General features: G+C 65.6%; 21 protein-coding genes. 14 read left to right on the top strand and 7 right to left on the bottom strand.

The genetic code is table 11. The features are described 5' to 3' along the window. Positions 1-3 precede the first annotated feature (3 nt). Entirely contained in the window at positions 4-735 is a 732-nt protein-coding gene (locus ACODTA_RS00480) for a M23 family metallopeptidase (RefSeq protein ID WP_489063721.1), read from the bottom strand. A gap of 200 nt (positions 736-935) precedes the next feature. Between ACODTA_RS00480 and ACODTA_RS00475 the strand changes: the two genes are divergently transcribed. Genes ACODTA_RS00475 through ACODTA_RS00430 form a run of 10 tightly spaced genes read left to right on the top strand, consistent with a single transcriptional unit; the run spans position 936 to position 12,245 of the window. Continuing rightward, a complete protein-coding gene (locus tag ACODTA_RS00475; protein WP_489063719.1) occupies positions 936-1,742 on the top strand; it encodes an aldolase/citrate lyase family protein in 807 nt (268 codons plus the stop codon). 53 nt (positions 1,743-1,795) lie between these two features. Continuing rightward, positions 1,796-2,647 carry an inositol monophosphatase family protein gene (locus ACODTA_RS00470; RefSeq protein WP_489063717.1) on the top strand — a complete coding sequence of 284 codons (852 nt, stop codon included), beginning with the start codon at positions 1,796-1,798 and terminating at the stop codon, positions 2,645-2,647. Continuing rightward, positions 2,644-4,563 (top strand): polysaccharide biosynthesis/export family protein, encoded by a 1,920-nt coding sequence (locus tag ACODTA_RS00465; RefSeq protein ID WP_489063715.1) that lies wholly within the window; start codon positions 2,644-2,646, stop codon positions 4,561-4,563. Before ACODTA_RS00470 ends, ACODTA_RS00465 begins: the two co-directional genes overlap by 4 nt. Further along, positions 4,560-5,693 carry a capsule biosynthesis protein gene (locus ACODTA_RS00460; protein ID WP_489063714.1) on the top strand — a complete coding sequence of 378 codons (1,134 nt, stop codon included), beginning with the start codon at positions 4,560-4,562 and terminating at the stop codon, positions 5,691-5,693. The genes ACODTA_RS00465 and ACODTA_RS00460 overlap by 4 nt, the downstream gene beginning before the upstream one ends. Next, positions 5,690-6,700 carry a glycosyltransferase family 2 protein gene (locus ACODTA_RS00455; protein WP_489063713.1) on the top strand — a complete coding sequence of 337 codons (1,011 nt, stop codon included), beginning with the start codon at positions 5,690-5,692 and terminating at the stop codon, positions 6,698-6,700. The genes ACODTA_RS00460 and ACODTA_RS00455 overlap by 4 nt, the downstream gene beginning before the upstream one ends. Before the next feature lie 2 nt (positions 6,701-6,702). Next, complete coding sequence (locus tag ACODTA_RS00450) at positions 6,703-8,013, top strand: hypothetical protein (protein ID WP_489065372.1); 1,311 nt, start codon at positions 6,703-6,705, stop codon at positions 8,011-8,013. Continuing rightward, complete coding sequence (locus ACODTA_RS00445; protein ID WP_489063711.1) at positions 8,010-9,032, top strand: NAD-dependent epimerase/dehydratase family protein; 1,023 nt, start codon at positions 8,010-8,012, stop codon at positions 9,030-9,032. The genes ACODTA_RS00450 and ACODTA_RS00445 overlap by 4 nt, the downstream gene beginning before the upstream one ends. Next, the gene (locus ACODTA_RS00440; RefSeq protein ID WP_489063710.1) at positions 9,029-10,855 is read left to right on the top strand and encodes a thiamine pyrophosphate-binding protein; all 1,827 of its coding nucleotides are present in this window, start codon (positions 9,029-9,031) and stop codon (positions 10,853-10,855) included. Before ACODTA_RS00445 ends, ACODTA_RS00440 begins: the two co-directional genes overlap by 4 nt. Then, positions 10,852-11,286 (top strand): GtrA family protein, encoded by a 435-nt coding sequence (locus tag ACODTA_RS00435; protein ID WP_489063709.1) that lies wholly within the window; start codon positions 10,852-10,854, stop codon positions 11,284-11,286. Before ACODTA_RS00440 ends, ACODTA_RS00435 begins: the two co-directional genes overlap by 4 nt. After that, on the top strand, positions 11,283-12,245 hold the full coding sequence (locus ACODTA_RS00430) for a class I SAM-dependent methyltransferase (RefSeq protein ID WP_489063707.1): 963 nt from the start codon (positions 11,283-11,285) through the stop codon (positions 12,243-12,245). The genes ACODTA_RS00435 and ACODTA_RS00430 overlap by 4 nt, the downstream gene beginning before the upstream one ends. On the opposite strand, the gene rfbG is transcribed toward ACODTA_RS00430, so the two are convergent. Beyond that, positions 12,197-13,300 carry a CDP-glucose 4,6-dehydratase gene (gene rfbG / locus ACODTA_RS00425; protein WP_489063706.1) on the bottom strand — a complete coding sequence of 368 codons (1,104 nt, stop codon included), beginning with the start codon at positions 13,298-13,300 and terminating at the stop codon, positions 12,197-12,199. The genes ACODTA_RS00430 and rfbG overlap by 49 nt on opposite strands. Next, complete coding sequence (gene rfbF / locus ACODTA_RS00420; protein WP_489063704.1) at positions 13,285-14,058, bottom strand: glucose-1-phosphate cytidylyltransferase; 774 nt, start codon at positions 14,056-14,058, stop codon at positions 13,285-13,287. The genes rfbG and rfbF overlap by 16 nt, the downstream gene beginning before the upstream one ends. An 80-nt stretch (positions 14,059-14,138) precedes the next feature. Here rfbF and ACODTA_RS00415 point away from each other — a divergent pair, with 80 nt between their 5' ends. Next, positions 14,139-15,788: an ArnT family glycosyltransferase gene (locus ACODTA_RS00415; protein WP_489063703.1), complete on the top strand. Its 1,650-nt coding sequence runs from the start codon at positions 14,139-14,141 to the stop codon at positions 15,786-15,788. Here ACODTA_RS00415 and ACODTA_RS00410 read toward each other — a convergent pair. Next, positions 15,782-17,599, bottom strand: coding sequence for a gamma-glutamyltransferase family protein (locus tag ACODTA_RS00410; protein WP_489063701.1), 1,818 nt, complete (start codon positions 17,597-17,599; stop codon positions 15,782-15,784). The two genes, ACODTA_RS00415 and ACODTA_RS00410, sit on opposite strands and share 7 nt — an antisense overlap. A gap of 95 nt (positions 17,600-17,694) precedes the next feature. After that, positions 17,695-18,309: a TetR/AcrR family transcriptional regulator gene (locus ACODTA_RS00405; protein ID WP_489063700.1), complete on the bottom strand. Its 615-nt coding sequence runs from the start codon at positions 18,307-18,309 to the stop codon at positions 17,695-17,697. Positions 18,310-18,405: 96 nt separating this feature from the next. Between ACODTA_RS00405 and ACODTA_RS00400 the strand changes: the two genes are divergently transcribed. Genes ACODTA_RS00400 through ACODTA_RS00390 form a run of 3 tightly spaced genes read left to right on the top strand, consistent with a single transcriptional unit; the run spans position 18,406 to position 21,463 of the window. Further along, the gene (locus tag ACODTA_RS00400) at positions 18,406-19,347 is read left to right on the top strand and encodes an HlyD family secretion protein (RefSeq protein ID WP_489063698.1); all 942 of its coding nucleotides are present in this window, start codon (positions 18,406-18,408) and stop codon (positions 19,345-19,347) included. Then, entirely contained in the window at positions 19,344-20,297 is a 954-nt protein-coding gene (locus ACODTA_RS00395) for an ABC transporter ATP-binding protein (RefSeq protein ID WP_489063697.1), read from the top strand. The genes ACODTA_RS00400 and ACODTA_RS00395 overlap by 4 nt, the downstream gene beginning before the upstream one ends. After that, the gene (locus ACODTA_RS00390) at positions 20,294-21,463 is read left to right on the top strand and encodes an ABC transporter permease (protein WP_489063696.1); all 1,170 of its coding nucleotides are present in this window, start codon (positions 20,294-20,296) and stop codon (positions 21,461-21,463) included. Before ACODTA_RS00395 ends, ACODTA_RS00390 begins: the two co-directional genes overlap by 4 nt. Here ACODTA_RS00390 and ACODTA_RS00385 read toward each other — a convergent pair. Both ACODTA_RS00385 and ettA read right to left on the bottom strand, forming a co-directional pair. Beyond that, complete coding sequence (locus ACODTA_RS00385) at positions 21,444-22,718, bottom strand: O-antigen ligase family protein (RefSeq protein ID WP_489063695.1); 1,275 nt, start codon at positions 22,716-22,718, stop codon at positions 21,444-21,446. The two genes, ACODTA_RS00390 and ACODTA_RS00385, sit on opposite strands and share 20 nt — an antisense overlap. Positions 22,719-22,753: 35 nt before the next feature. Then, positions 22,754-24,433, bottom strand: a complete 1,680-nt coding sequence (gene ettA / locus ACODTA_RS00380) for an energy-dependent translational throttle protein EttA (protein WP_489063693.1) — start codon at positions 24,431-24,433, stop codon at positions 22,754-22,756. Positions 24,434-24,484 lie beyond the last annotated feature (51 nt).

Below are 24,484 nucleotides of genomic sequence, written 5' to 3'. Positions count from 1 at the left end.
CCGTTACGGACGAGCGCCCTGATCGGCCACATCCAGCCGTTCATTGGCCTCCCGCGCACGCGCGAATGCCGATACGAAAGGCTCCACCGGCGCGATCCGCGGCGTCAGGTGTTGCGGCGCATGGTCCCCCACAGGCTCGTCCCCCAGATGCGGCAACGGATCGATCGCCGTGCCATTTGCGCGCATCTCGAAATGCAGATGGCTGCCGGTCGATCGCCCGGTCGATCCCATCAGCGCGATCACCTGCCCCTGCCGCACCATCGCGCGTTCGCCCACCAATATTCGGGAAAGATGCGCGTAACGCGTGCGGATGCCCCCAAAATGCTCGATCTCGATCATGTTGCCATAACCGCCAGCGCCACCGGCATAGCGCACCTCGCCATCGGCCGAGGCGAGCACGGGCGTCCCCAGCGGTGCGGGAATATCCACGCCCGCATGCCGTGCATACCCGCCGCGCAACGGATCGTTGCGGAAGCCGAAGCGCGACGAAAGGCGCGGCAAATAGGACGAGCGCCATCGCGGGGCCTCTGCCTTCGGCGCGATCACCGGCGCCAGTACGGGCTCCGTCGCGGGCGCGGCGGACCAATCCATCATGCGCTGGCGAAAGGCCTGACTGTCCCCCGATGGGAGCCCCCCGGGCGGCGGTCCGGTGCGCGTGAAATCGGCGGATTTCGGTGGCTCGGCGGCAAGGGCAAGCGTCGCGATGCTCAGGCTTATCGCGATCGTGATGGGCACGCGGAACACATGCATGGGGGCTCTACGCTTCAGCATGGGGGCAGGTCTTTAGCGCTTCCGCAGCGATCCTGAAAGCCGCCGCCTGGGAAAACCGGCATCCCGCGAACATATCAACGAAAAATGAACGGCCGATTGCGGGATCATTGTCGGCGCGCCGTCTTAGTGTCGATCAGTAACCGAGTATCGCAAGGGAGACCGCCTTGACACCCACCGAACGCCGCATGCTCGACATGCTCAAGAAAGGCCGCGACCGCCATGGCATCGTCGCGGTCAAGGCCGAGTTCGAAGCGGAGGGCACCCGCCCCGACGAATTCCTGCGACTGCTCGAACTGGCGCACCGCGCCGATCTGAAGGTGGCGCTCAAGATCGGCGGTTGCGAGGCGATTTCCGATCTTCAGGCGTCGAAGCTCTACGGCGTCGATTACATCATCGCGCCGATGGTCGAGACCGCCTATGCGCTCACCAAATTCATCGAGGCGAAGACGAAGACGCATGGCGACACCGGCCATGCCACCCAGTTCCTGTTCAACCTGGAAACCGAGGCGACGCTGCGCAATCTGGAGGAGATCTTGCCCGTCGCCCGCGCCGGCGTCGACGGCATCGTCTTCGGCCGCGTCGATTTCACGCTGTCGCGCGGATTGCCGCGCAAGTCGATCAACGAGCGCGAGATCACCGATGCCGTGCTGAAGGTCGCGCGCGCCTGCGCCGATGCCGATCTGGAGTTGGTCGTCGGCGGCTCGGTCGCGCCCGAAGCGCTGTCGGCGCTCCGCGAGATCCGGCACGTCCGTCTCGATCGCTTCGAAACGCGCAAGATCGTCTTCGACGGCGCCGTCGTCGAGACGAGCGGCTATGACGCCGCCGTCGCCACCGCAATCGCCTTCGAACTCGATTGGCTGGAGAACAAGCGCGACTATTATCGCGAGATCGCCGAGGAAGACGGCGCACGCATCCGCATGATGCGCGAGCGTTCGGCCACCCGCGCGACGCTCTCCAGCGTCGCGGCCTGACCGAACCATGGCCGGGGGCATGCCGCCTCCGGCCAGCCTTTCGAAATCCTGCCGTGAGCCCGCCCTTGCCCTTCTCCATCCTGCACGATCGCGTGCCGGCGCTGCTGCGCGACGTCGCCGCAACCGTGATCATGCCGCGTTTCCGCATGCTCGCCTCCGAAGACATCGTCGAAAAATCGCCCGGCGAGATCGTGACCCGCGCCGATCGGGAGGCCGAATTGCGCCTCTATGACGGGCTCGACGCGCTCGGGCTCGACGCGCGGATCGTGGGTGAGGAGGCCGTGGCGGAAAATCCCGGTCTGCTGCGCGGCGTCGGCGAAGGCCGGGTCTGGCTGATCGATCCGCTGGACGGCACCGCCAATTTCGCGGCGGGGCGCGACCCCTTCGGCTTGATGGTCGCCCTGATCGAGGATGGAGTGCCCGTCGCCGGCTGGCTCTATGATCCGGTGAACGGCAGGATGTGCGTCGCGCAACGCGGCGCCGGCGCCCGCTGCAACGACGTGCTTGTCCGTGCACGTCCGACCGGACGCAACCGGCCGATCGCGGCGCTGGCGACCCAGTTCATGAGCCCGGATCTGCGCGCGCATATCCACGCCCGTGCTGCACGCCGGCTCGATCTGGTGCCGATCCCGCGCTGTGCTGCCGAACATTATCCCAGGCTCTGCCTCGGTCAGAATGACGTCGCACTCTTCCAGCGTACCCTGCCCTGGGATCATGCGGCGGGCGTGCTCTTCCTCACCGAAGCGGGCGGCCATGCCACCCGCTGGGACGGCAGCACCTACCGCGTCGGCGACGGCAAGGCGGGGCTGCTCGCGGCCTCCAATCCAAGCCTGTGGGCGCGCGCGGCCGATGTGCTGCTGGGCGCAGAACTCGGTCTCAATCAACTGGAACAGCGCGCGGCATGATCCCGATCACAACCTCTATCCGGCATCGCCTGCTGATCGGCGGCGCCTGCGCGGCGCTGCTGCTGCCGGCCGGCACCACCGCGCAATTCGCCTCCCCCGTCGCAAGCGGCGCGCAACAGGCGGGCGGCGGCGCTGCATCCAGCGGACGCAGCGCGGCGGCCGGCCAGGTGGCCTTGCCCCCGGTCGATCAAAGCCCGAGCTTTCAGCCTGCGATCATCGACGGCCAGGCGTCTCCGCCGTCGCGCGACGCCGCCGATCCGCCGGTCGCCGGCCCGGCCGATGCAAAACAGAAGCCGCCCCGCCCGCCCGCGCCGCCGAGCGAGTACGAGGTTTTCGTTTCCGATATCGTCGGCAAGCCTCTGCGCCGTTTCGGCGCCGAATTGCTCGTGCCCGATGCGCGCGATTTCACCGCGCCGCCGACGACCAGCCTGCCCGCCGATTACCGTCTCAATCCCGGCGACGAACTGGTGCTCGGGCTCACCGGATCGGTGCAGGCCTCGAATCTGCGCCTGATCATCGACAGCGAGGGCCGTATCTTCGTGCCCCGCGTCGGCGCTATCACCGTCGGCGGCGTGCGCTATGGCGATGTGCAGGGTGTCATCGCGCGCCAGGTCTCACGCCAATATCGCGGTTTCGATCTGGAGGTCACGGTCGGGCGGCTGCGCGGCATCACCGTCTATGTCACTGGCTTCGCCGCCACCCCCGGCTCCTATACGGTCAGCAGCCTCTCCACCCTGGTCAACGCGGTGCTCGCGGCAGGCGGCCCGTCGGCGGGCGGCAGCTTCCGCTCGATCCAGTTGCGCCGGAACGGCAAGCTCGTCTCGGACTTCGATCTCTACGATCTGCTGCTGAAGGGCGACAAGAGCGGAGACGCCGCGCTCCAGAACGGCGACGTCATCTATGTGGCGCCCGCCGGCGCGCAGATCGCGGTGATCGGCAGCGTCAATCGCGAGGCGATCTTCGAGGTCGGCGCCGGCGAGACGCTGAACGATGCCGTGCTCTATGCCGGCGGCATCAACACCGTCGCCGACAGCAGCCGCCTGATGGTGCTGGATTCGCTCGGCCAGCGTGACGCTGGCTGGCAACAACTCTCTGCCGAAGAAGCGGGCAAACGCCACGCCAGCCGCGGCGACATCGTCCGCGTGCTCTCCAATGTCGGCATCGCCCGCCCGCTCCAGCAGCAATCGGTGCTCGTCACCATCAGCGGCGAAGTCGCCAAGCCCGGCCGCTATTATTTCACCCCTGGCACGAAACTGGCGGATGTCGTCGGTCAGGCCGGTGGCCTCACGCGGGATGCCTACCCCTACGCCAGCGTCATCACGCGCGAGAGCGTGAAGCAGCAGCAGCGCGTCAGCTTCGATCGCGCGATCCGCGATCTCGAACTGCTGCTGACCGCGCAGCCCGTCACTTCGGTCAACCGTGCTCAGCTCAGCAATCCCGCCAATCTGGCGCTCGTCCGATCGGTCGTCGATCAGCTCCGCGAACGCGAACCCGATGGACGGCTGGTCTTCGACCTGCCGGTGACCGCCGCCACCCTGCCCGAGGATCTCGTGCTGGAGAACAACGATTCCATCTATGTGCCGGCGCGGCCGGTGACGGTGGGCGTGTTCGGCGCGGTGCCAAGCCCGGCCTCCTTCGCCTATCGCCAGGGCGCGACCATCGGCGACTTCGTGCGCGCGGCGGGCGGCGTGCAGAAACTGGGCGACAAGAGCGAGATCTTCATCGTGCGCGCCAATGGCACCGTGCTCGCGCCGCATGGCCGCCGCGCGATGAGTGAGCGCGCGCTGCCCGGCGATCTCGTCTTCGTACCGATCGACGCCGATCGCGGTGAATTCTGGGCGCGCGTGCGCGATATCACCGGCAGCCTGTTCGGCGGGCTCGCCGGCGCCGCCACCATCAAGACGCTCGCGGAATGAGCCGCCCCCTTCAGCTCTGGCGCTCGGCGGCTGATCTGGTCGCCGACGATCGCCGCCGCCGCATCGGCTATGGTGCGCTCGCGCTGCTGCTCGCTTTGCTGTGCGTGTTCCCGCAGCCCTATGTCTCGCGCGCCAAGGTGACGCCGCAGGACAATAACAGCGTCGGGCTGGGATCGATGCTCAATGCGGTCGGCGGGCAGTTGCAGAGCTTCGCCTCGCTGTTCGGCGGCGCGAAACAGCCTATCGATTTCTATCTGGCGGTCGGCCGCAGCGCCGAAGTGACCGACGACGTCATCCGTCGGCTCAAGCTGGTGGGGCCATCCGCCGATTATGCGACCGCAACCGATGCGCGCATCGCCCTGGCGCGTAAGGTCGATATCCATTCGCTGACCGGCGGAATGATCGAGATCGAGACGCGCACACATGATGCCGAACGCTCGCAGGCGCTGACCAAGGCCTATGTCGGCGCGATCAGCGACCGGATCATCGCGCTGGGCCGCGACCGGATCGCGCGCAAGCGCCAGATCGTGCTCGAACGGTTCGAGGAAGCCGGAGACCGCGTGGTGAAGGCAGAGGCGGCACTCAACGCCTTCCGCCGGCGCAACAATCTGGCCGAACCCGAAGCGCAGCTCGGGTCCGCGCTGGCGCTGCGCACCGGACTTGAGGCACGGCTCCAGGCCAAGCTCGTCGAGCTCCAGACGCTCCAGCGCTTCCAGGGTGCAGAGAATCCGCAGCTTCAGGCGGTCCAGTCCGAAGTCGCCTCGCTGCGCGCGCAGATTTCGCGTACCGTACAGCCCGGCCCAGGCGCCGCCGGCCCCAACGTCGCTGGATTGTCGGAGATTTCGGGCGAATATCTCGATCGCTATCGCGACTATCGTTTCGCCCAGGCGCTCTACGAAGTTTATGCGCGCTCGTCGGAGGAAGTCGCGGTCGAGACGCTCGCAGCGGAAACCGCATCGGACGTGCAAGTGGTCGAAGCGCCGCATCTCGATGCCGGCCGCCATTACAACGTGCCCGCCGTGGCGCTGTTGTTGCTCCTACTGGTCGGCGCCTTCTTCACCGAGGTCTATGCGCCGTCGACCGGCATCGCGCTGTTTCGTCGGCGAACGCAGGCGGATGCGGGACAATGACCGGAGCCGCCCCCCCGGCGGCGGACACGCCTGAACTCTCCATCGTCATTCCCTGCTATAATGAGGAGGAGAATGTCCGCGCGATCTGCGCCGCCGTCACGGCGGAAGCCGATATCCATGCGCGCTCGCACGAGATCATCCTGATCGACAATGGGTCGACCGATCGCACGCGCGACCTGATGCGCGCGCTATGCGCAGCGGATCCGCGCATCCGCGCGATCTTCAATAACCGCAATTACGGCCAGATGCGGTCGCCCACCTATGCCATCTATCAGGCGGAGGGGGCGGCGGTGATCGGCATGTGCGCCGATTTCCAGGATCCGCCCGCGCTGATCGGCGACATGGTCCGCCAATGGCGCGCTGGCGCGCAGGTGGTGCTGGGACAGCGCCGATCGGAACCGGCATCCGTCCTGCTGACCACTGCGCGTCGCTGGGGTTACAGCCTGTTGCGGCGCTTTGCCGATTATCCGATCGTGCCCGGCGCGACCGGCTTCGGACTGTTCGATCGAGCCGTCGTCGACACGCTCGCCGCCTGGAACGAGCCCGAGCCCTTTTTCCGCGGCATGGTGATCGAAAGCGGCTTCCGTCTCGCCGTGGTGCCGTTCGACCGGCCACCGCGCGCGGCGGGCGAGACCAAGAACAATCTCGCCACGCTCGCCTCCTTCGCGCTGTCCGGCCTGGCGGGTTCCGCCAAGTCGCTGCTGCGCATGCCGATCCTGCTGTCGCTCTACGCGGGCGCGGCCGCGCTGCTGTTGCTCGCCGGCACAATCGGCGCAGCGATATTCGGTGGTCCAGCCTGGCCACTGCTCGGCTTCGCCACCGCCTTCGGCATGTTCGCGGTACTGCTGCTCTTCCTCGGCCTGATCGGCGAACAGGTTCGCATGCTGGCCGAACGGACGCGCAACGTGCCGCTGGTGATCGAAGAGGAACGGCTGAACTTCCCGAAGGGGCGCGGGCGCCCCGCCACGCGCACCATCGTCCAGCCGGTCGCGGCGGCGCGACCGTGACCATGCGTCGCCATCCGGCAAGACTGATCGCATTGCTGCCGGAGGTCGCGCTGGCGATCGCGGTGGTGGCAAGTGTCTGCTGGACCGCATCGCTCTTCCTCGATCGCGGTTTCCTGCCGCAACCCTTCGTCTTCGATACCAACGACACCTTCATGGACTGGTTCAACACCGCCTATTGGGCGAACCATCCGGGCGCCTATGGCGTGTGGCGGACCATCTATCCGCCGCTCTCCTTCGTCTTTCTCGACATGTTCAGCATGCCCGGATGCTATCTCCAGTCGCCCTTCTATGCACGCGATTGCGACTGGTTCGCGCGCGGCGCCATCATCGCCTTCTATCTGATCGACATCGTCCTGGTCTGGATCAGCCTGCGCCGCACCGATCCCCGCACCGCCCCGCTTCGTACCGTTGCTTTCGCTCTGGGCCTGCCGCTGCTCTTCACGCTGGAGCGCGGCAATCTGATCCTCGTCGCCTTCGCCTTCTTCGTGATCGCACACGGCCGCATCACCCGGTCCCGCCGCTGGCGCGCCGTCTCGATGGCGATGACGATCAACTTCAAGCCCTATCTGCTGCTGCCCGTGCTCGCGCTGGCGGTGAAGCGGCAATGGCGCCTGCTCGAGGTCGCAGGCATCGTCACCATCGCGCTGTATCTGGTCACGCTGGCGATCGTCGGCGCCGGCTCGCCAATGGAACTCGCATCGAACACCGCGAACTGGGTGATCTTCCAGGGCGGGCAGGTGTGGAACGAAGTCCACTATTCAACCAGCTATGCACCGCTGCTGCAGGTTCGCATGTCGCAGATCCCGATCCTCAGCTTCGTGCCGTCGCGCACGGTGGAGGCGATCGAGACGATCGTGCCGATCATCATCCGCGCCAGCCAGGCACTCACCCTGCTCTGCCTGGCCGGCGCCTGGCTCCAGCCGCGCGCGCTACCGCTTCACCGGATCTCCATCCTGATGCTCGCCGCCTATCTCGTCACCCAGTCGCCCGGCGGCTACACCCAGACCTTCCTGCTGTTCCTGGTGTTCATGGAGCGCTGGCGCGGCCCCGGCCCCATCATCGCGATCGTCTGCGCCTATCTGCTGTGCATCGCCGCGGACTGGCCTTTGTCGACGATCCTCGACGTGTCCGCGAACTCTTGGCTGGGCGAACGGCCGGTCACAGCCAGCTTCGGCCTGGCGATCGGCCATTTCGTCCGCCCCGGCCTGATCGTGCTTCTGCTCTGGGCGCTCGCGCTCGACAGTCTCGCCCGTGTGATCCGCGCGCATCGCTCGGAACGCCCCTCGCTCGGCCTCGCACCGGTGACCGCATGATTATCGAACGCGATCTAGACGCCATCTATGCCACATTGGCTCCACTCTGGCCGCGCCTGGCGGGCGCGCGCATCTTCATGACCGGCGGAACCGGTTTCATCGGCCGCTGGATGCTCGAGGCGCTACGCGATGCCGATCAACGCCTGGGCCTCGGCATCGATCTCGTCATCCTCAGCCGCGACCCCGCCGCCTTCGCCACCAAGGCCCCACACCTTGCTAACCACTTCAGAATGCTCGCCGGCGACGTGCTCGATCATCGGTCGGCAAAGGGGCCCTTCACCCACGTCATCCACGCAGCGACCGACGCCAGCGCCGCGCTCAATCGAGACGATCCGCGCCGCATGTTCGACACCATCGTTTCGGGCACGCGTTCCGCACTCGACCTGGCGGTTGAAAACAATGCCCGGCTGCTCTTCCTGAGCTCCGGCGCGGTCTATGGCGTCCAGCCTTGGGATCTCACCCATGTCGGCGAGGACTGGATGGGCGGCCCCGACCCCCGCGACCCGCGCTCCGCCTATGGCGAGGGCAAGCGCGCCGCGGAGATGCGTTGTGCCATCTACGGCAAGCAGTTCGGCCTGGATGTGGTCAACGCCCGCATCTTCGCGTTGCTTGGACCGCTGCTGTCGCTCGACATCCATTTCGCTGCCGGCAACTTCGTCCGCGACGCACTCGCCGGCCGCAAGCTGGTGATCGAGGGCGACGGGCGGGCGGTGCGGTCCTATCTTTACGCCGCCGACCTGACCGCCTGGCTCTGGACGCTGCTGATCGCGGGCCAGCCGGGCGCCGCCTATAATATGGGATCAGAAGACGCGATCTCGATCGCCGACCTTGCGCACCGCATCGACGCGCTGCTCGGCGGCGGCGGCGTCGAAATCCTCGGCAAGCCCGATCCGGGCTGGAATGCCGGCCGCTATGTGCCCTCGACCGCGCTGATCCGCCGCGAGCTCGGCGTCGCGCCGACGGTCGACCTCGATGAAGCGATCCGCCGCACGGCGATCTGGAATGGATGGAAATCATGACCAAGACAATGAAGCTTTCCGCCTGGGTGGCGGACCGGCTGGCGGAGCATGGCGTGCGCCATGTCTTCATGCTCACGGGCGGCGGCGCGATGCACCTCAATCATTCGCTCGGCACGCACGAGGGGCTGGAAACGGTCTTCACCCATCACGAACAGGCATTGGCGATGGCGGCGGAGGCCTATTACCGGCTGACCAACCGCCTGCCCGTGGTCAACGTCACCTCGGGCCCTGGCGGCACCAACGCGATCACCGGCGTTTATGGCGCCTATGTCGATTCAATCGGCATGCTCGTGATTTCGGGCCAGGTGAAGATCGAGACGACGGTGCGATCGACGGGCCTGCCGTTGCGCCAATATGGCGACCAGGAACTCGATATCGAGGAACTGGTGCGCCCGATCACCAAATATGCGGTGATGGTCACCGATCCGCGATCGATCCGCTATCATCTTGAAAAGGCGCTATATCTGGCAACGAGCGGCCGCCCCGGCCCCTGCTGGCTGGACATCCCGCTCGACGTGCAGGCCGCGAAGATCGATCCCGACGACCTGTTGCCCGGCTTCGATCCCGCCGAACTGGACGAGCCCTGGAAGCAGACCGACCTTTCCGCGACGGCAGAGGCGATCCTGGAAAAGCTGCGGCGAGCGGAACGCCCGGTGGTGTTCGCGGGCGCGGGCGTCCGGCTAAGCGGCGCCCATGCCGATTTCCTGCGCCTGATCGAGAAATTGGGCGTGCCTGTCGTCACCGGCTGGAACGCGCACGACACGCTGTGGAACGATCACCCGCTCTATACCGGCCGCCCCGGCACGGTCGGTGATCGCGGCGGCAATATGGTGACGCAAAGCGCAGATCTGCTGCTGATCCTCGGGAGCCGCCTCAACATCCGCCAGGTAAGCTACAACTGGTCAAGCTTCGCGCGCGAGGCTTACAAGATCTGGGTCGATATCGATCCGCTCGAACTGCAAAAACCCAATGTCTCCCCGGACATGCCGGTGGTCGCCGATCTCGCGCACCTGATCCCCGCTCTGCTGGCCGCCAGGCATGACGGTCCGACTTCGGCGCAAACCGAGTGGCTAGGCTGGGCGCGCGAACGCGTGCGGCGCTTTCCGACCGTTCTTCCCGAATATCGCAACCACGGCCCTGCCCTTCATCCCTATGCCGCGATGGATGCGCTGTTCGGTGCACTGGACGAGGACGACATCATCGTCACCGGCAATGGCAGCGCCTGCGTCGTCAGCTTCCAGGTCGCGGAGATCAAGCGCGGGCAGCGGCTTTGGACCAATTCCGGCTGCGCGACGATGGGCTACGACCTGCCCGCCGCGATCGGCGTCTGCGCGGCGACAGGCAATCGCCAACGCGTCATCTGCATCGCGGGCGACGGCAGCATCATGATGAACCTGCAGGAGATGCAGACGATCGCGGGTTACGGTCTGCCGGTGAAGGTGTTCCTCATCAACAACAACGGCTATGTCTCGATCTTCCAGACGCACCGCAACTTCTTCAACGGCGTCGAAGTGGGCGGCGGTCCTAAGAGCAACGTGACCTTCCCCGATTTCGGCAAGGTCGCCCACGCCTTCGGCTTCGCCTATCACCGCGCCGAAACGCAGGATGAACTGACCGCCGCCATCGCCGCGACGCTCGCCGAGGACGGCCCGGCTGTGTGCGAAATCGTCGTCGACGAACATATCGCCTTCGCGCCCAAGCTTGGCGCCAAGCAACATCCCGACGGACGCATCACCTCCCCTGCGCTCGAAGACCTCTCGCCCTTCCTGCCGCGCGAGGTGTTGCGCGAGAATATGGCGATCGATCTCCTGGACGACGCATGACCCTGCGCGACACCCTCACCCGAGGCGGTCAGCGCCCGCTGCGCTTCGTGATCGCGGGGGCGGCGAACACCGCCTTCGGCCTGGCGATCTATCCGCTGCTGCTGTGGAGCGTGCCGACGCTGCACACGCACTACATGATCGCGCTGGGCATCGCTCAGGCGGTCAGCCTTTGCTTCGCCTTCGCCACCTACAAGCTGGGCGTGTTTCGAACGCGCGGCAATGTCGCACGTGAGTTCGGCACATTCTCCGGTTTCTACCTGATCAACTATGCCGCGAACTGGCTCGCACTGCCGCTGCTGGTCGAGGCCGGAGGCCTGCCGCCCATTGTCGCACAACTCGGCTTCACCCTCATCCTGATCGTCGGCAGCTATTTCTGGCACAGCCGCGTCACGTTCCGGCCAACGACCAGACCGACAGGCGACCATACATGACCCGAACCGATTTCATGCGGCGCCCCTGCCCGATCTGCGGCGCGACCACCGCGCACGAGGAAGTGCGCAGCGAGGAACGCGCCGAGACGATGACGCTGGACACGCTCCGCCCCTTCTGGTCGGGCCTGTTCAAGAAGAAACTCTTCTTCTCCTATCATCGCTGTGCCGATTGCGGGCTGCTTTATGCCCCGGTCTTCTTCGACGGGCCGCAACTCGCCGATCTCTATGCGCAGATGGCGCCCAACATGGACGCGGTGTCGAGCGATGCAGTCGCCGCCACGCAGCGCGGCTATTTCGAACGCGCCGCGCGCCAGGGATCGTCGCGCGGCGGCTATCTGGAGATCGGCCCCGATATCGGCCATATCGTCGCCGAAGCCGCGCAGCATGGCGATTTCGGCCATTTCTGGCTGTTCGAACCCAATCGCGCGATCCACGACACGCTGCGCGCAGCGACGGCAGGGCAGCCGACGACACTCCTCACCGACATGGACGATCTGTCGGCGGTGCCCGACGGATCGATCGGACTGGCAGTGATGGTCCATGTGCTCGACCATCTTCTCGATCCGCTGGCCATGCTGGAGCAGCTCCGCGCGAAACTGCGCCCCGGCGGCACGCTGATGATCGTGACGCACAACGAGAAATCACTGCTCAGGACGGTGATGGGCGTGCGCTGGCCGCCTTTTTGCCTGCAACATCCCGAACTCTACAATCCGGATGTCATGGCAAATCTGCTGACGCGGGCCGGCTATGCCGACATCGCGGTCGAGCGCAGCGTCAACCATTTCCCGATCGACTTCCTCGCGCGTCAGGCGGCCTGGACGGTTGGGCTGAAACTCGATCGCGTGCCGCTGCCGAGCCGGGCCATCGGCCTGAGGCTCGGCAACATCATCACCGTGGCGACCGCCCCCGGTCAGGCGGCGGCCGCACGAACCTCGAAAAGCCTGGAGACTGCGGCATAATCCGCGATCTGAGAGAGTGTGATCGCACGGGCATCCTCGCCCGCACCCGTCGCCTTGTGCCACGTCACGATCCAGTCGAGCGCGCGTTCGAGCGTCAGCGCGGGGCGCCAGCCCAGCGCCGCGCGCGCTTTCGAACAGTCGAGACGCAACAGCCCCGCCTCGTGCGGACGCGGACCGATATCGGCGAGAGGATCGCCCGCGCCATCGCCCCAGGCGGCACGCATCCGCTCGACGATCCAGGATACAGGCCGCGCATCATCGTCGGCAGGCCCGAAATTCCAGGCATCGCCGAATTGCGCCTCACCGCCCATCAGTCGGTCGGCGATCAGCAGATAGCCGCCCAGCGCCTCCAGCACATGCTGCCAGGGCCTGACAGCGTCGGGCGAGCGGATCAACGGGGGTACACCTGCTTCGAAGGCGCGAACCAGATCGGGCAACAGACGATCGGCCGCCCAGTCGCCGCCGCCGATGACATTGCCGGCACGCACCGACGCCACTCCCGGACCAGAACCCTTGAAGAAGGAGTTACGGTACGCGGCAACGACGAGTTCCGCGCAGCCCTTGGAACTGCTGTACGGATCGTGCCCGCCCATCGGATCATTCTCGCGATAGGGCCAGATCCATTCGCGGTTCTCATAGCATTTGTCGCTGGTCACGCAGACCACCGCCGCGACGCCTGGCACCATTCGCGCGGCTTCCAGAAGATGCACCGTTCCCATGACGTTGGTGGCATAGGTCTCGACCGGTTCCTCATAGGACAGCCGCACCAACGGCTGCGCGGCGAGGTGGAAGATCACTTCCGGTCGCGCGTCCTCCACCACTTTGCGAACGGCAGCCGCGTCGCGGACGTCACCTTCGACGTGGTCGACCAGTTCCCGGATTCTCGCGGCTTCGAACAGGCTGGGGCGCGTCGGCGGCGGAAGCGCGAAACCCGTCACCTTCGCGCCCAGCGCGTGCAGCCACAGGCTGAGCCAGCTCCCCTTGAACCCGGTATCTCCTGTCACCAATACGCGGCGGCCTTGCCAATCGCCCATGCCGCTCACCAGCGCTTCCACGGCGCGTTCCCGCTGTTCCAGAGATCGTCGAGATACAGCTTGTCGCGCAGCGTATCCATCGGCTGCCAGAAGCCGTCATGACGATACCCCATCAATTCTCCGCCGCGTGCAAGCCGTTCGAGCGGTTCGGCCTCCCACACCGTCTGCGGCCCGTCGACAAGATCGAGCACCGATGGGTCGGCGACGAAGAAGCCGCCATTGATCTGGCCGCCGTCACCGGCCGGCTTTTCGCGGAAATCGACGACACGTCCCGCGTCGAACTCGAGCGCACCGAAGCGTCCGGGCGGCGAAACCGAGGTGATCGTGGCGCGGAGCCCATGCGATTTATGAAATTTAACCAGATCGGCGATATCGATATCAGCAACGCCATCCCCATAGGTGAAGCAGAAGGGCTCACCCGGCTCCAGATACGGGCGGATCGCGGCCAGCCGGCCTCCCGTCATCGTCGACGGCCCCGTTTCGACCAGGGTGATGCGCCAGGGTTCACTGCGGGTATGATGGATTTCCATGCCGTTACCGCCGCGCAGGTCGATGGTGACGTCGGCGGTGTGCAGGAAGTAGTTCGCGAAATATTCCTTGATCAGATATCCCTTGTAGCCAAGGCAGATCACGAAATCGTTGAATCCGGCGGCCGAATAGATCTTCATGATATGCCACAGGATCGGCATTCCCCCGACCTCGACCATCGGCTTCGGCCGGACGGCTGTTTCTTCACCCAGCCGGCTTCCCAGGCCGCCGGCCAATATCACGGTACGCATTGCAACTCCTGCATCAGGGACCAACGGGCCACATCGACCATGACGGAGTCGGCACGCCCGGCCCGCAACGGAGCGCAAGCATGAAGATCGCCGGTCTCCGCATCGCCACCGCGCCCCTGCTGTTGCTGATGATCCTGAGCGTCGCGACGGCCTTGCGGCTGCACGGCATCGGTTTCGGCCTGCCCGCGCTCAATGACCCGGACGAGCCCCTGTTCATGATGACGGCGTTCGAGATGCTCAGGAACCAGAGCTTCAATCCGGGCTGGTTCGGCCATCCGGGCACGACGACGCTCTATTGCCTGGCGCTGATCTGCCTGGGTGTCGGCGGGATCGGGCTCGCCACCGGGCGCTTCGCCGATGCCGACGCCGTCGCCGCCGCGCTCTATGTCGATCCGGGCATCGCCTTCCTGCCCGGCAGGCTCTTCATCGCCGCCTGCGCGATTGGTTGTGTCTATCTGACCTATCGCATCGGCCGGAAGCTGGGCGGCGAGCGGCTGGGGCTGTCTGCAGCGGCGCTGCTCGCGGTCAACGCCGTCCATATCGAATATTCGCAGATCATCCGCACCGACATGCAGGCGAGCCTGTTCATGCTGCTCTGCGCGCTCTGCGCGATCGATATCGCAAAGACTGGCAGACGGCGCGCCTATCTGCTCGCCGGGATTTGCGTGGGCCTCGCCACCGCGACCAAATGGCCCGGCGCGGTGATCGCACTCTCGCCGGCCTGCGCCGGGCTGTGGCGCATGGCGCAAGACCGCAGCGATGCGGCCAGGCAGGCGGGATTTCTGGCCCTGTTCGGCCTGACGGCGGCTGCGGCACTGGTGATCGCCTCCCCCTATCTGCTGTTCGATTATCCGACGGTGCTACGCAACCTCGCCGGCGAAGCACGGCCGGAACATCCCGGCGCCACTGGCGGCGGGTTCTTCGCCAACCTCGCCTGGTATGTCATGCATCCGCTGCTGACCTCGATGGGACCGGTCGGGCTGGCGCTGGTAGCGGCCGGGGCGGTCTTCGCGGCTTGGCGGAACCGCCTGATCGCCTTCGCCGTCGCGCCCGGATTCCTGCTGTTCCTCGCGATCATCTGCATGCAGGCGCTGCGATGGGAACGCTGGCTGGTTCCGCTGCTGCCCTTCCTGACGCTGCTCGCCGCGTTCGCGCTATGCGGGCTGGCCGACTGGCTGCGCCGGCGCATGGCGCGGCCGATACCCTGGATCGAAGCCGCGGCGGTGCTGCTGCTGGCGATACCGATGACCCACACCGCGCTGATCGAGACGCGCGAACGCACCCACGACACGCGGCAGATGGCATCGGCCTGGGTGCGCGACCATGTGCCGGCCGGCAGCAGCATATTGATCGAGGACGCCGCCTTCGACCTGACCAATGGTCCCTGGCGCTTCCTGTTTCCCCTCGGCAGCGCGGGCTGCGTGGACGTGCGCGCCGCGCTTGGCGGTCGCATCCGCTATTCGAAGGTCGAGGGGTTGCGTGCCAGCAAGCCGCTGGTCGATCTCGGCCATGTCGATCCCGCGCTGCTGCCCACCTGCCGGGCCGACTATGCGATACTCAGCCATTACGACCGCTATCGCGCAGATCCGCATTTCAGGCCCGAATTCGAACAATATAAGCGGCTGATCCGCGATGGCGATATCGTCGCGGAGTTTGAGCCCGTTTCAGGATCGAGCAGCGGGCCAGTCGTGCATGTCGTCCGCCTGGCCGGAACAGGCCAGCCTCAATAGGCGAGCGCCAGGCCGTCGGCCCGCATCTCGCTGGCGGCAGCATAGACGCGCTCGTTGCCGCTCATGCGATGCTCGACACATTGATAACGGCCGAAGCCGCCATCGGACTCGGCCATCACCCAGCCCATGGCGACCAGCGCCTTGCGCGTGGCATCCGGCACGCCGCTTTCGAGGCGCAGGATTCCTTTTGGGCCAAGCCCCGGCAAATCCTCGCCCATGCTCTGCGACGACCCCTCATGATGCCAGCGGGGCGAGTCCCCCGCCGCCTGCGCGTCCAGCCCATAATCGACGCGATTGACGATGATCTGGGTCTGGCCCTGGGGCTGCATGTCGCCACCCATCACACCGAAGGACAGCCAAGGCGCATCCCCCTTGGTCACGAAGCCGGGAATGATCGTCTGGAACGGCCGCTTGCCCGGCGCGTAGATGTTGGGATGCCCCGGCTGCAATGAGAAAAGCTGCCCGCGATCCTGGAACATGAAGCCCAGCCCATCGGCGACGAGCCCCGATCCCATGCCCCGGAAATTGGATTGGATCATCGACACCATCATGCCCGACGCATCCGCCACGGTGAAATACGTGGTGTCGCCACGGCTCGGCGCAGTGCCGGGATCGACCTTGGAATTGATCCGGCCAGGGTCGATCAGCTTCACGCGCTCGGCGGCATAGTCCTTCGACACCAGCCATTCGCCCGGCACCTTGGAGAAATTCGGGTCGGCATAATAACGGGCACGGTCCTCATAGGCCAAACGCTTGGCCTCCGCCTGGATATGGATCGAGCGCGCGGACTGGAAGCCGGCGCCACGCATGTCGAAATGCTCGATCATGTTGAGCATCTGCAAGGTGGCGATGCCCTGGGTGTTGGCGCCTAGCGCATGGACGGTGACGCCACGATAATCGGTCGCATAGGGATCGGACCATTCAGCCTTGTGCGCAGCAAGATCGGCCTTGGACAGCCAGCCGCCGATCCGCTTGAAATAGGCGTCGATCGTGCCGGCGATCGCCCCCTGGTAGAATTCGTCGCGGCCGCCCTGAGCGATCAGGCGATAGGTGCGCGCGAGATCGGGATTGCGGAATATCTCCCCCACCCCAGGCCCTGTGCCGAAGGTCTTCTTCGCATTCTCGACTTCCTCGATACCGCGCCCCGGCTTGACGAAATTGGCCATGCCGCGCCGCATATAATGACTGACGACCTCGGGCACGGGCACGCCCTCGCTGGCATACGCGATCGCCGGCTCGAACAATTCGGCCCATTTGAGCTTCCCATAGCGCTGGTGCAGCGTCCACCAGCCATCGACCGCGCCGGGCACCGATACCGTCACCGCGCCATAGGCCGGCAAGGCGCCATCCCTGGCGCGCGAGCGTGCGGTTTCCAGGCTGAGCGACTGCGGCGACCGGCCCGATCCGGCGATGCCGACGACCTTCTTCTGCGCGGGATCCCAAAGCATCGCAAAGACGTCGCCACCGATCCCGCAGGCCGTGGGCTCGAGGAAACCGAGACACGCATTCATCGCGATCGCCGCGTCGACCGCCGAACCGCCCTTCTTCAATATCTCGATCGCCGCAAGCGTGGCGAGCGGATGGGAGGAGCCCGCCGCGCCTGAGCGGCCATAGACCGTCGATCGCGACGCGAAACTGGCGCCGACCGGCCGGTCGCCGGCATGAACGTCGGGTCGCGCATAGTCTTCGGCACCCCGCGGCTGGAATCCAGGCTGAGCGGCGATGGCGGCCGGCTGCGCAACAGCGCTACCGTCCAACGACAGCGCGACCGCGGAGGCCGGCATTCCGGCGATAAACGTACGACGTTTCATGCGAATCTCCCCATTTGCCGGGCAGCCTAAAGCGCCCGGCGGGAAACAGGAACGCCGGAGATCCATTCAACGCCGGACTCATCCCGAAAGCTGGCTCAGGCCGCCAGAGCCCTCAGCATCGTATCGATATGCGCATCCATGTAGGCGTCGAGATCAATCGGCTCATAAGGCTCGAACAACATCTTCCACACCGCAGCGATCAATGCCGGGCCAATCAGGATTTCCGGATAGCCGGCAAGTGCCCCTGCCCTGAACTCACCGCGTGCGATGCCGCGTTCGATCAGCACACGCAAGGCCGCCTTACCCTTGCTGAGCACCTCGGCGTGATAGAAGCGCGCCATTTCCGGGAAACGTGGCCCTTCGGCGATGATCATGTGGATCAGCCGGCGGCGATCGGTGCCGACCAGTTCACGATAGAAGGTGCCGATCGCCATGCGGAGTTGGTCTGGCGCCGGAGTCTGCGTGTCAGCCGCGATCAGTGCGGCCGCCTGATCGACGATCGGCAACACCGTCGATCGGATTACCGCTTCGAACAGTGCCTCCTTCGACGGAAAATAGACATAGACCAGCCCTTTAGACACGCCCGCGCGCGCTGCGATATCGTCGATCCGCGCCTCGCTGAATCCCCTGGCGACAAACTCGTCGCGCGCCGCGTCGACGATCTCGCCGGGACGCGCCTCCTTGCGCCGCCTGCGTATGCCCTCGGTCATTTCGCGCCATGCTTGATCATGGCGCGCATCATGCTATTGACTATCTAGTCAGTCAATAGCGAGTCCGATATGACCTTGCGCGCGACACCCCTGAAAATGGCTATGATCCCGGCGACGATCGCGCTTGCGCTGACTGGATGCGGACAGCGCGAGCAAAAGGCCTTCACCGGCTATATGGAAGCGCAATTGTTGCTGGTGGGCGCCGAACGCGCGGGACGGATCAGCCGGCTGGCGGTGGAGGAAGGTGCTACGGTCAAGGCCGGCCAGCCATTGTTCGAAATCGACGACGGCGAATCTCGTGCGCAGGCCGATCAGGCGGGTGCACAGGTGGCGCAGGCGGATGCGCAACTTGCCGATACCCTGGCGCCGATCCAGCGGCCCGCCGATCTCGCTGTGCTGCGGCAAGCCGTTCGCCAGGCCGAAACCGCCGTTACGCTGTCAAAGCGCGATTTCGAGCGTACCAGCGCGCTGGCCGGGCGCGGATTCGTGTCGAAGGCGCGGCTCGATGCTGCTCGAGCGACGCGCGATCGCGATATCGCGGCGCTAGCCGAAGCGCGCGGACGGATCACCCAGGGAGAACAGGCCGCCCGCGCCGGCCAGATCCAGGCTGCCGAAGCGGGTCTGGCGCAGGCGCGCGCCGCGCAACGCGGCGCCGACGTCGGACTCAGCCGTTTCAAGGTATCGGCGCCGGCCGCCGGCAGCATTCAGCAGGTCTATTTCCGTGGCGGCGAAGTGGTGAGCGCCGGCCAGCCGGTGGTTGCGCTGCTCCCGCCCGAAAGATTGCGGGTGCGCTTCTTCGTGCCGGAGCCCCGGCTGGCGGACGCAAAGCTGGGACGCGTGGTTTCGGTTTCCTGCGATTCCTGCCCGCAAGGACTGACGGCACGGATCGCATTCGTCTCGCGCGATGCGGAATTCACGCCGCCAGTCATCCTTTCTCGCGGCGACCGCGAACGGCTGGTCTATCTGATCGAAGCGGTACCGGTGGGAAACACGGGCCGTCTCGTCGCCGGACAGCCGATCGACGTCCGCTTCCAATGACCGATGCGGCCACCTCCTCCCCCCCATCGCCAGATCTCGCTATCGATGTCGCGCACCTGACCAAGTCGTTCGGCGGGCGCACCGTGGTCAAGGACCTCTCGATGCAGGTGCCGACAGGCACGATTTACGGCTTCCTCGGCCCCAATGGATCGGGCAAGACCACCACCATCCGCATGATCTGCGGCCTGCTGACGCCCGATAGCGGACGCGGCACCTGCCTGGGCCACGACATCTTCACCGAACGCGAGGCGATCAAGCGCTCGATTGGCTACATGACGCAGCGTTTCAGCCTCTATACGGACCTGTCGATCCGCGAAAACCTGGAGTTCGTCGCCCGCGTCCACGGCATCGCCGATCCCCGCGGCGCCGCGCGCAAGGCAATCGAGCGACTGGGGCTGGAAGGGCGAGCGGACCAGCTTGCCGGCGAACTTTCAGGCGGCTGGAAACAAAGGCTGGCGCTGGGCGCCTGCATCCTGCCCGATCCGAAGCTGCTGTTGCTCGACGAACCCACCGCCGGCGTCGATCCGCGCGCGCGCCGCGAATTCTGGGACGAGATCTACGCGCTCTCCGCAGAGGGCATCACCGTGCTCGTCTCCACCCATTACATGGACGAGGCCGAGCGCTGCCACCGCATCGCCTATCTCGCTTATGGCGACCTGCTGGCGACGGGCACCACCGACGACGTGATCGCGCAGGTCGGCCTGTCGACCTGGACGGTCAGCGGCACCGGGCTGGACATAATTGCGAAACGGCTGCGCGAAACGGACGGCGTCGAGATGGTGGCGCCGTTCGGCACCGCGCTCCACGTCTCCGGCGTCGATCGGAAAAAGCTCGATGCCGCTGTCCAGGCGATCGCGAAAGAGCCCGGCATCACCGCGCGGCGCGGCGAACCGACGCTGGAGGACGTGTTCATCCATCTGATGGGTGAAGCACAGGACAATTTCCAGTGACCGTCCGCCTCGCGGCCCTGTCCCGGATCCTTTCCTCTCATGGCTTCTGGCGGCGCGTCTGGGCGATGACGGTCAAGGAGGTCGCGCAGATGCGTCGCGACCGGCTGACCTTTGGCATGATGATCGCGGTGCCGATCATGCAGTTGCTGCTGTTCGGCTATGCGATCAACACCGATCCCAAGCACCTGCCGACCGCCGTCTATGCCCGCGACAGCGGACCGTTGAGCCGCGCGGTCATCGCCAGCCTTTCCAACAGCGGTTATTTCGACATCGGACGCGTGGCGCGGACGCAAGCTGAGCTCGATGCCCTGCTCGCCTCCGGTCGCGTGCAATTCGCCGTCGAGATACCCGCCAATTTCGAGCGAGACCTGCGCCGCGGAGATACGCCGCAATTGCTGGTGACGGCCGACGCGACGGATCCCTCGGCTTCCGGCAATGCCGTGGCGGCGCTCCAGGGTATCGCGAAGACCGCATTGCGCCGTGAACTGCGCGGCCCCGACAGGGCGATCCGCGCCACGCCCGATCCATTCGAACTGGTGATTCATCGTCGCTACAATCCCACCGGACGCACCCAGCTCAACATCGTGCCCGGCCTGCTCGGCATCGTGCTGACGATGACGATGATGATGTTCACCGCACTCGCGGTGACGCGCGAGATCGAGCGCGGCACGATGGAAAGCCTGTTGTCGATGCCGATCCGGCCGGCGGAGATCATGCTGGGCAAGATCCTGCCTTTTGTCGCCGTCGGCTTCTTCCAGGCTGTATTGATCGTGACCGCCGCGCGCTTCCTGTTCGGCGTGCCGATCGAGGGCAGCATGGTGTTGCTTGCCGGCCTTACCACCCTGTTCGTGCTCGCCAATCTCGCGGTCGGCTACACCTTCTCCACCGTCGCGCAGAACCAGTTGCAGGCGGTGCAGATGACCTTCCTGTTCTTCCTGCCGAACATCCTGCTTTCGGGCTTCATGTTTCCGTTCCGCGGCATGCCGGACTGGGCGCAATGGATCGGCGAAGTGCTGCCCCTCACCCATTTCCTGCGCATCGTGCGCGGCATCATGCTCAAGGGCAATGGCGCCGCCGATATGTGGGTGGATATCGCCGGAATCCTGGCATTCGTGCTGGTGGCGGCGACGATCGCGCTCGCGCGGTTCAGGCAGACGCTGGATTAGGCTTCCGCTCCGACGCCGCCAATCCGGCAGCGAACAGGAATGCGACGATCATCATCGGATAGACGAAGAACAGCACGCCATCGAACATCGCGTAGACGACAAACACGTTGACCGCGACGAATGCGGGCGCCGCACGCGCGCCGGCGCGGCGCGTGCCGATCATCAGCCGCCACCAGAGCATCGCGCCGAGCAAGACGAACACCACGGTCCCTACCCCGCCCCATTGGACAAGCGATTGCAGCAGCGCATTATGGGGATGGTAGAAGATCTTCTGCGATTCCGGCACGACGGTGATGAACTGCGCCTCGCCATAACCAAACAGCGGCCGGGCCAGCAGCGCGCGGAAACTGCCGCCCCACAGGTCGACACGCCCGCTCGTGACAGCGTTCGCGGTCGCGTCCCCCCCCGAATGCAGCATACGCAGCAGACCGTAGATGCCCAGGGGGGGCGAGTGAAGCAGCGACAACGCCGCGCCCCCGGCGTAAGCGACGATCAACGCCAGCGGCAGCCGCAGCGTCCGCAAAGCGGGAACAAGCACCACCCCAACCAGGCTGGAAACAAGCAGCGCCAGCAAAGGCGCGCGCGATCCAGACCAGAAAAGCTCAGCACAGCACAAGGTCGCACCGGCGACGGCCAACCAGTAACGTCGGGGTATCGTTTCGGTCGCGGCAAGGCCGAACGCCATCGCCGCGCCCACCACAACATAGAAACCGGCATGGCGGATATTGACCACCCCCAGGCCGAAATGCATCCAGTCGAAGCGCAGCGGCTGCGCGATCGCCATCACGAACGCGATCATGATGGCGACATAGAGCACCGCGCCGCCAAGCAACGCCCACCACAGCGCGCGGTAATCCTGGAACCCGCGCACGCGCAGCATATCGACGACCGCGAAGCCGAACAGCACATGGACGAGCGTCATCGCACTGCGCATCATCGCCACCGCGCGATCGGGCGCGACGAACAGCGCGTCGCCAATATCGATCGCTACGAGCAGGCCGATCATCCCGGCAATCCAGCCGGGCAACGCCAGGATCGTCGCAAGCGGACGATATCCAGAGGCCCAGGCGATCGCGATCACCACCAGCTCGATCGCGATCACCGGCGGGGCGAGGAAACGCCAGAAATAAAGCGGAACGGAAAAATAACCGCCAGGCGTCCAGGTCGTCACCGCCATCACGGCGGGGGCGAGCGCGACGAGCAGACAGGCGATCCAGGCCGGCCGAAGCCCCGCCTTCCCGTCCACATGCCCCATCTTCGTTCGCCCCCCGGTCCGCCCGGTTCCAGCGTTTAGCGGGTCAGCTTCTTGTACGCCAGCGCGGTCGGACGATCGGCGGCGTCGCCCAGGCGGCGGCGCTTGTCTTCCTCATAGGCTTCGAAATTGCCTTCGAACCATTCGACATGGCTGTTGCCTTCAAAGGCCAGGATGTGCGTGGCAAGGCGATCGAGGAAGAAGCGATCGTGGCTGATCACCACGGCGCAGCCCGCGAAATTCTCGATCGCATCCTCCAGTGCGCGCAACGTCTCGACGTCGAGGTCGTTGGTCGGTTCGTCGAGCAGCAGGACGTTGCCGCCGCGCTTGAGCATCTTGGCCATGTGGACGCGATTGCGCTCACCGCCCGAGAGCTTGCCGACATTCTTCTGCTGGTCCTGCCCCTTGAAGTTGAACGCGCCGACATAGGCGCGCGTGGACATGTCGTGGCCGTTGACCTTCATGTAATCGAGACCGTCCGAAATCTCTTCCCAGACGTTCTTCGAACCTTCCAGATGGTCGCGGCTCTGGTCGACATAGCCCAGGCGCACGGTGTCGCCGATCGCGATCGAGCCGGTGTCGGGCGTTTCCTGACCGGTGATCAGCTTGAACAAGGTCGACTTGCCGGCGCCGTTGGGGCCGATCACACCGACGATGCCGCCCGCCGGCAGCGTGAAGGACAGATCCTCGAACAGCAGCTTGTCGCCGAACGCCTTGGAGATGCCGTTGACCTCGATCACCTTGCCGCCCAGCCGCTCGGGCACCTGGATGACGATCTGCGCCTTGCCGGGCGTGCGGTTCTCCTGCGCCGCGACGAGCTGGTCGAACTTGGCGATACGCGCCTTGGACTTGGTCTGGCGACCCTTCGGCCCCTGCCGGATCCACTCCAGCTCTTCCTTGATCGCCTTCTGCCGGCCGGCGTCCTCGCGATCCTCCTGCTCGAGGCGCTTGGCCTTCTTGTCGAGATAGGTGGAGTAATTGCCCTCGTAGGGAAAATATTTCCCGCGATCGAGTTCGAGGATCCAGCCGACGACATTGTCGAGGAAATAGCGATCGTGGGTGATCATCAGCACCGCGCCCGCATATTCCTTGAGGTGGTTTTCCAGCCAGTCGACGCTCTCGGCGTCGAGGTGGTTGGTCGGTTCGTCGAGCAGCAGGATGTCCGGCTTCTGGATCAGCAGGCGGGTGAGCGCGATGCGGCGCTTCTCACCGCCGGACAGCTTGTCCACCGACCAGTCGCTGGGCGGGCAGCGCAGCGCTTCCATCGCGATCTCGAGCTGATTGTCGAGCGTCCAGCCGTCGACCGCGTCGATCTTTTCCTGGAGTTCGCCCATCTCGGTCATCAGCGCGTCGAAATCCGCGTCTTCCGGCGGATCCGCCATCAGGTTGGAGATCTCGTTGAAACGATCGACAAGGTCGGCGGTCTCGCGCGCGCCATCCTTGACGTTCTCAAGCACGGTCTTGCTGGGATCGAGCTGCGGCTCCTGCGGCAGATAGCCGACCGTGATGTTCTCGCCCGGCCAGGCTTCGCCCGTGAAATCGGTGTCGATGCCCGCCATGATCTTCATCAGCGTCGACTTGCCGGCGCCGTTGGGACCGACGATACCGATCTTCGCGCCCTGGTAGAACTGAAGGTTGATGTTGCTGAGCACGGGCTTCTGCGCCCCGGGGAAGCTCTTGGTCATCCCCTTCATGACATAAGCATATTGTGCGGCCATCGGCGCGGAACTCCGTGGGTTGGGTTTGTCTGGATTTCGCGGCACGCCCTA

Source organism: Sphingomonas sp. FG14 (genome assembly GCF_057809675.1).
The sequence above is the reverse complement of the archived record's forward strand: the minus strand, read 5'-3'. Positions and strand labels throughout refer to the sequence as shown.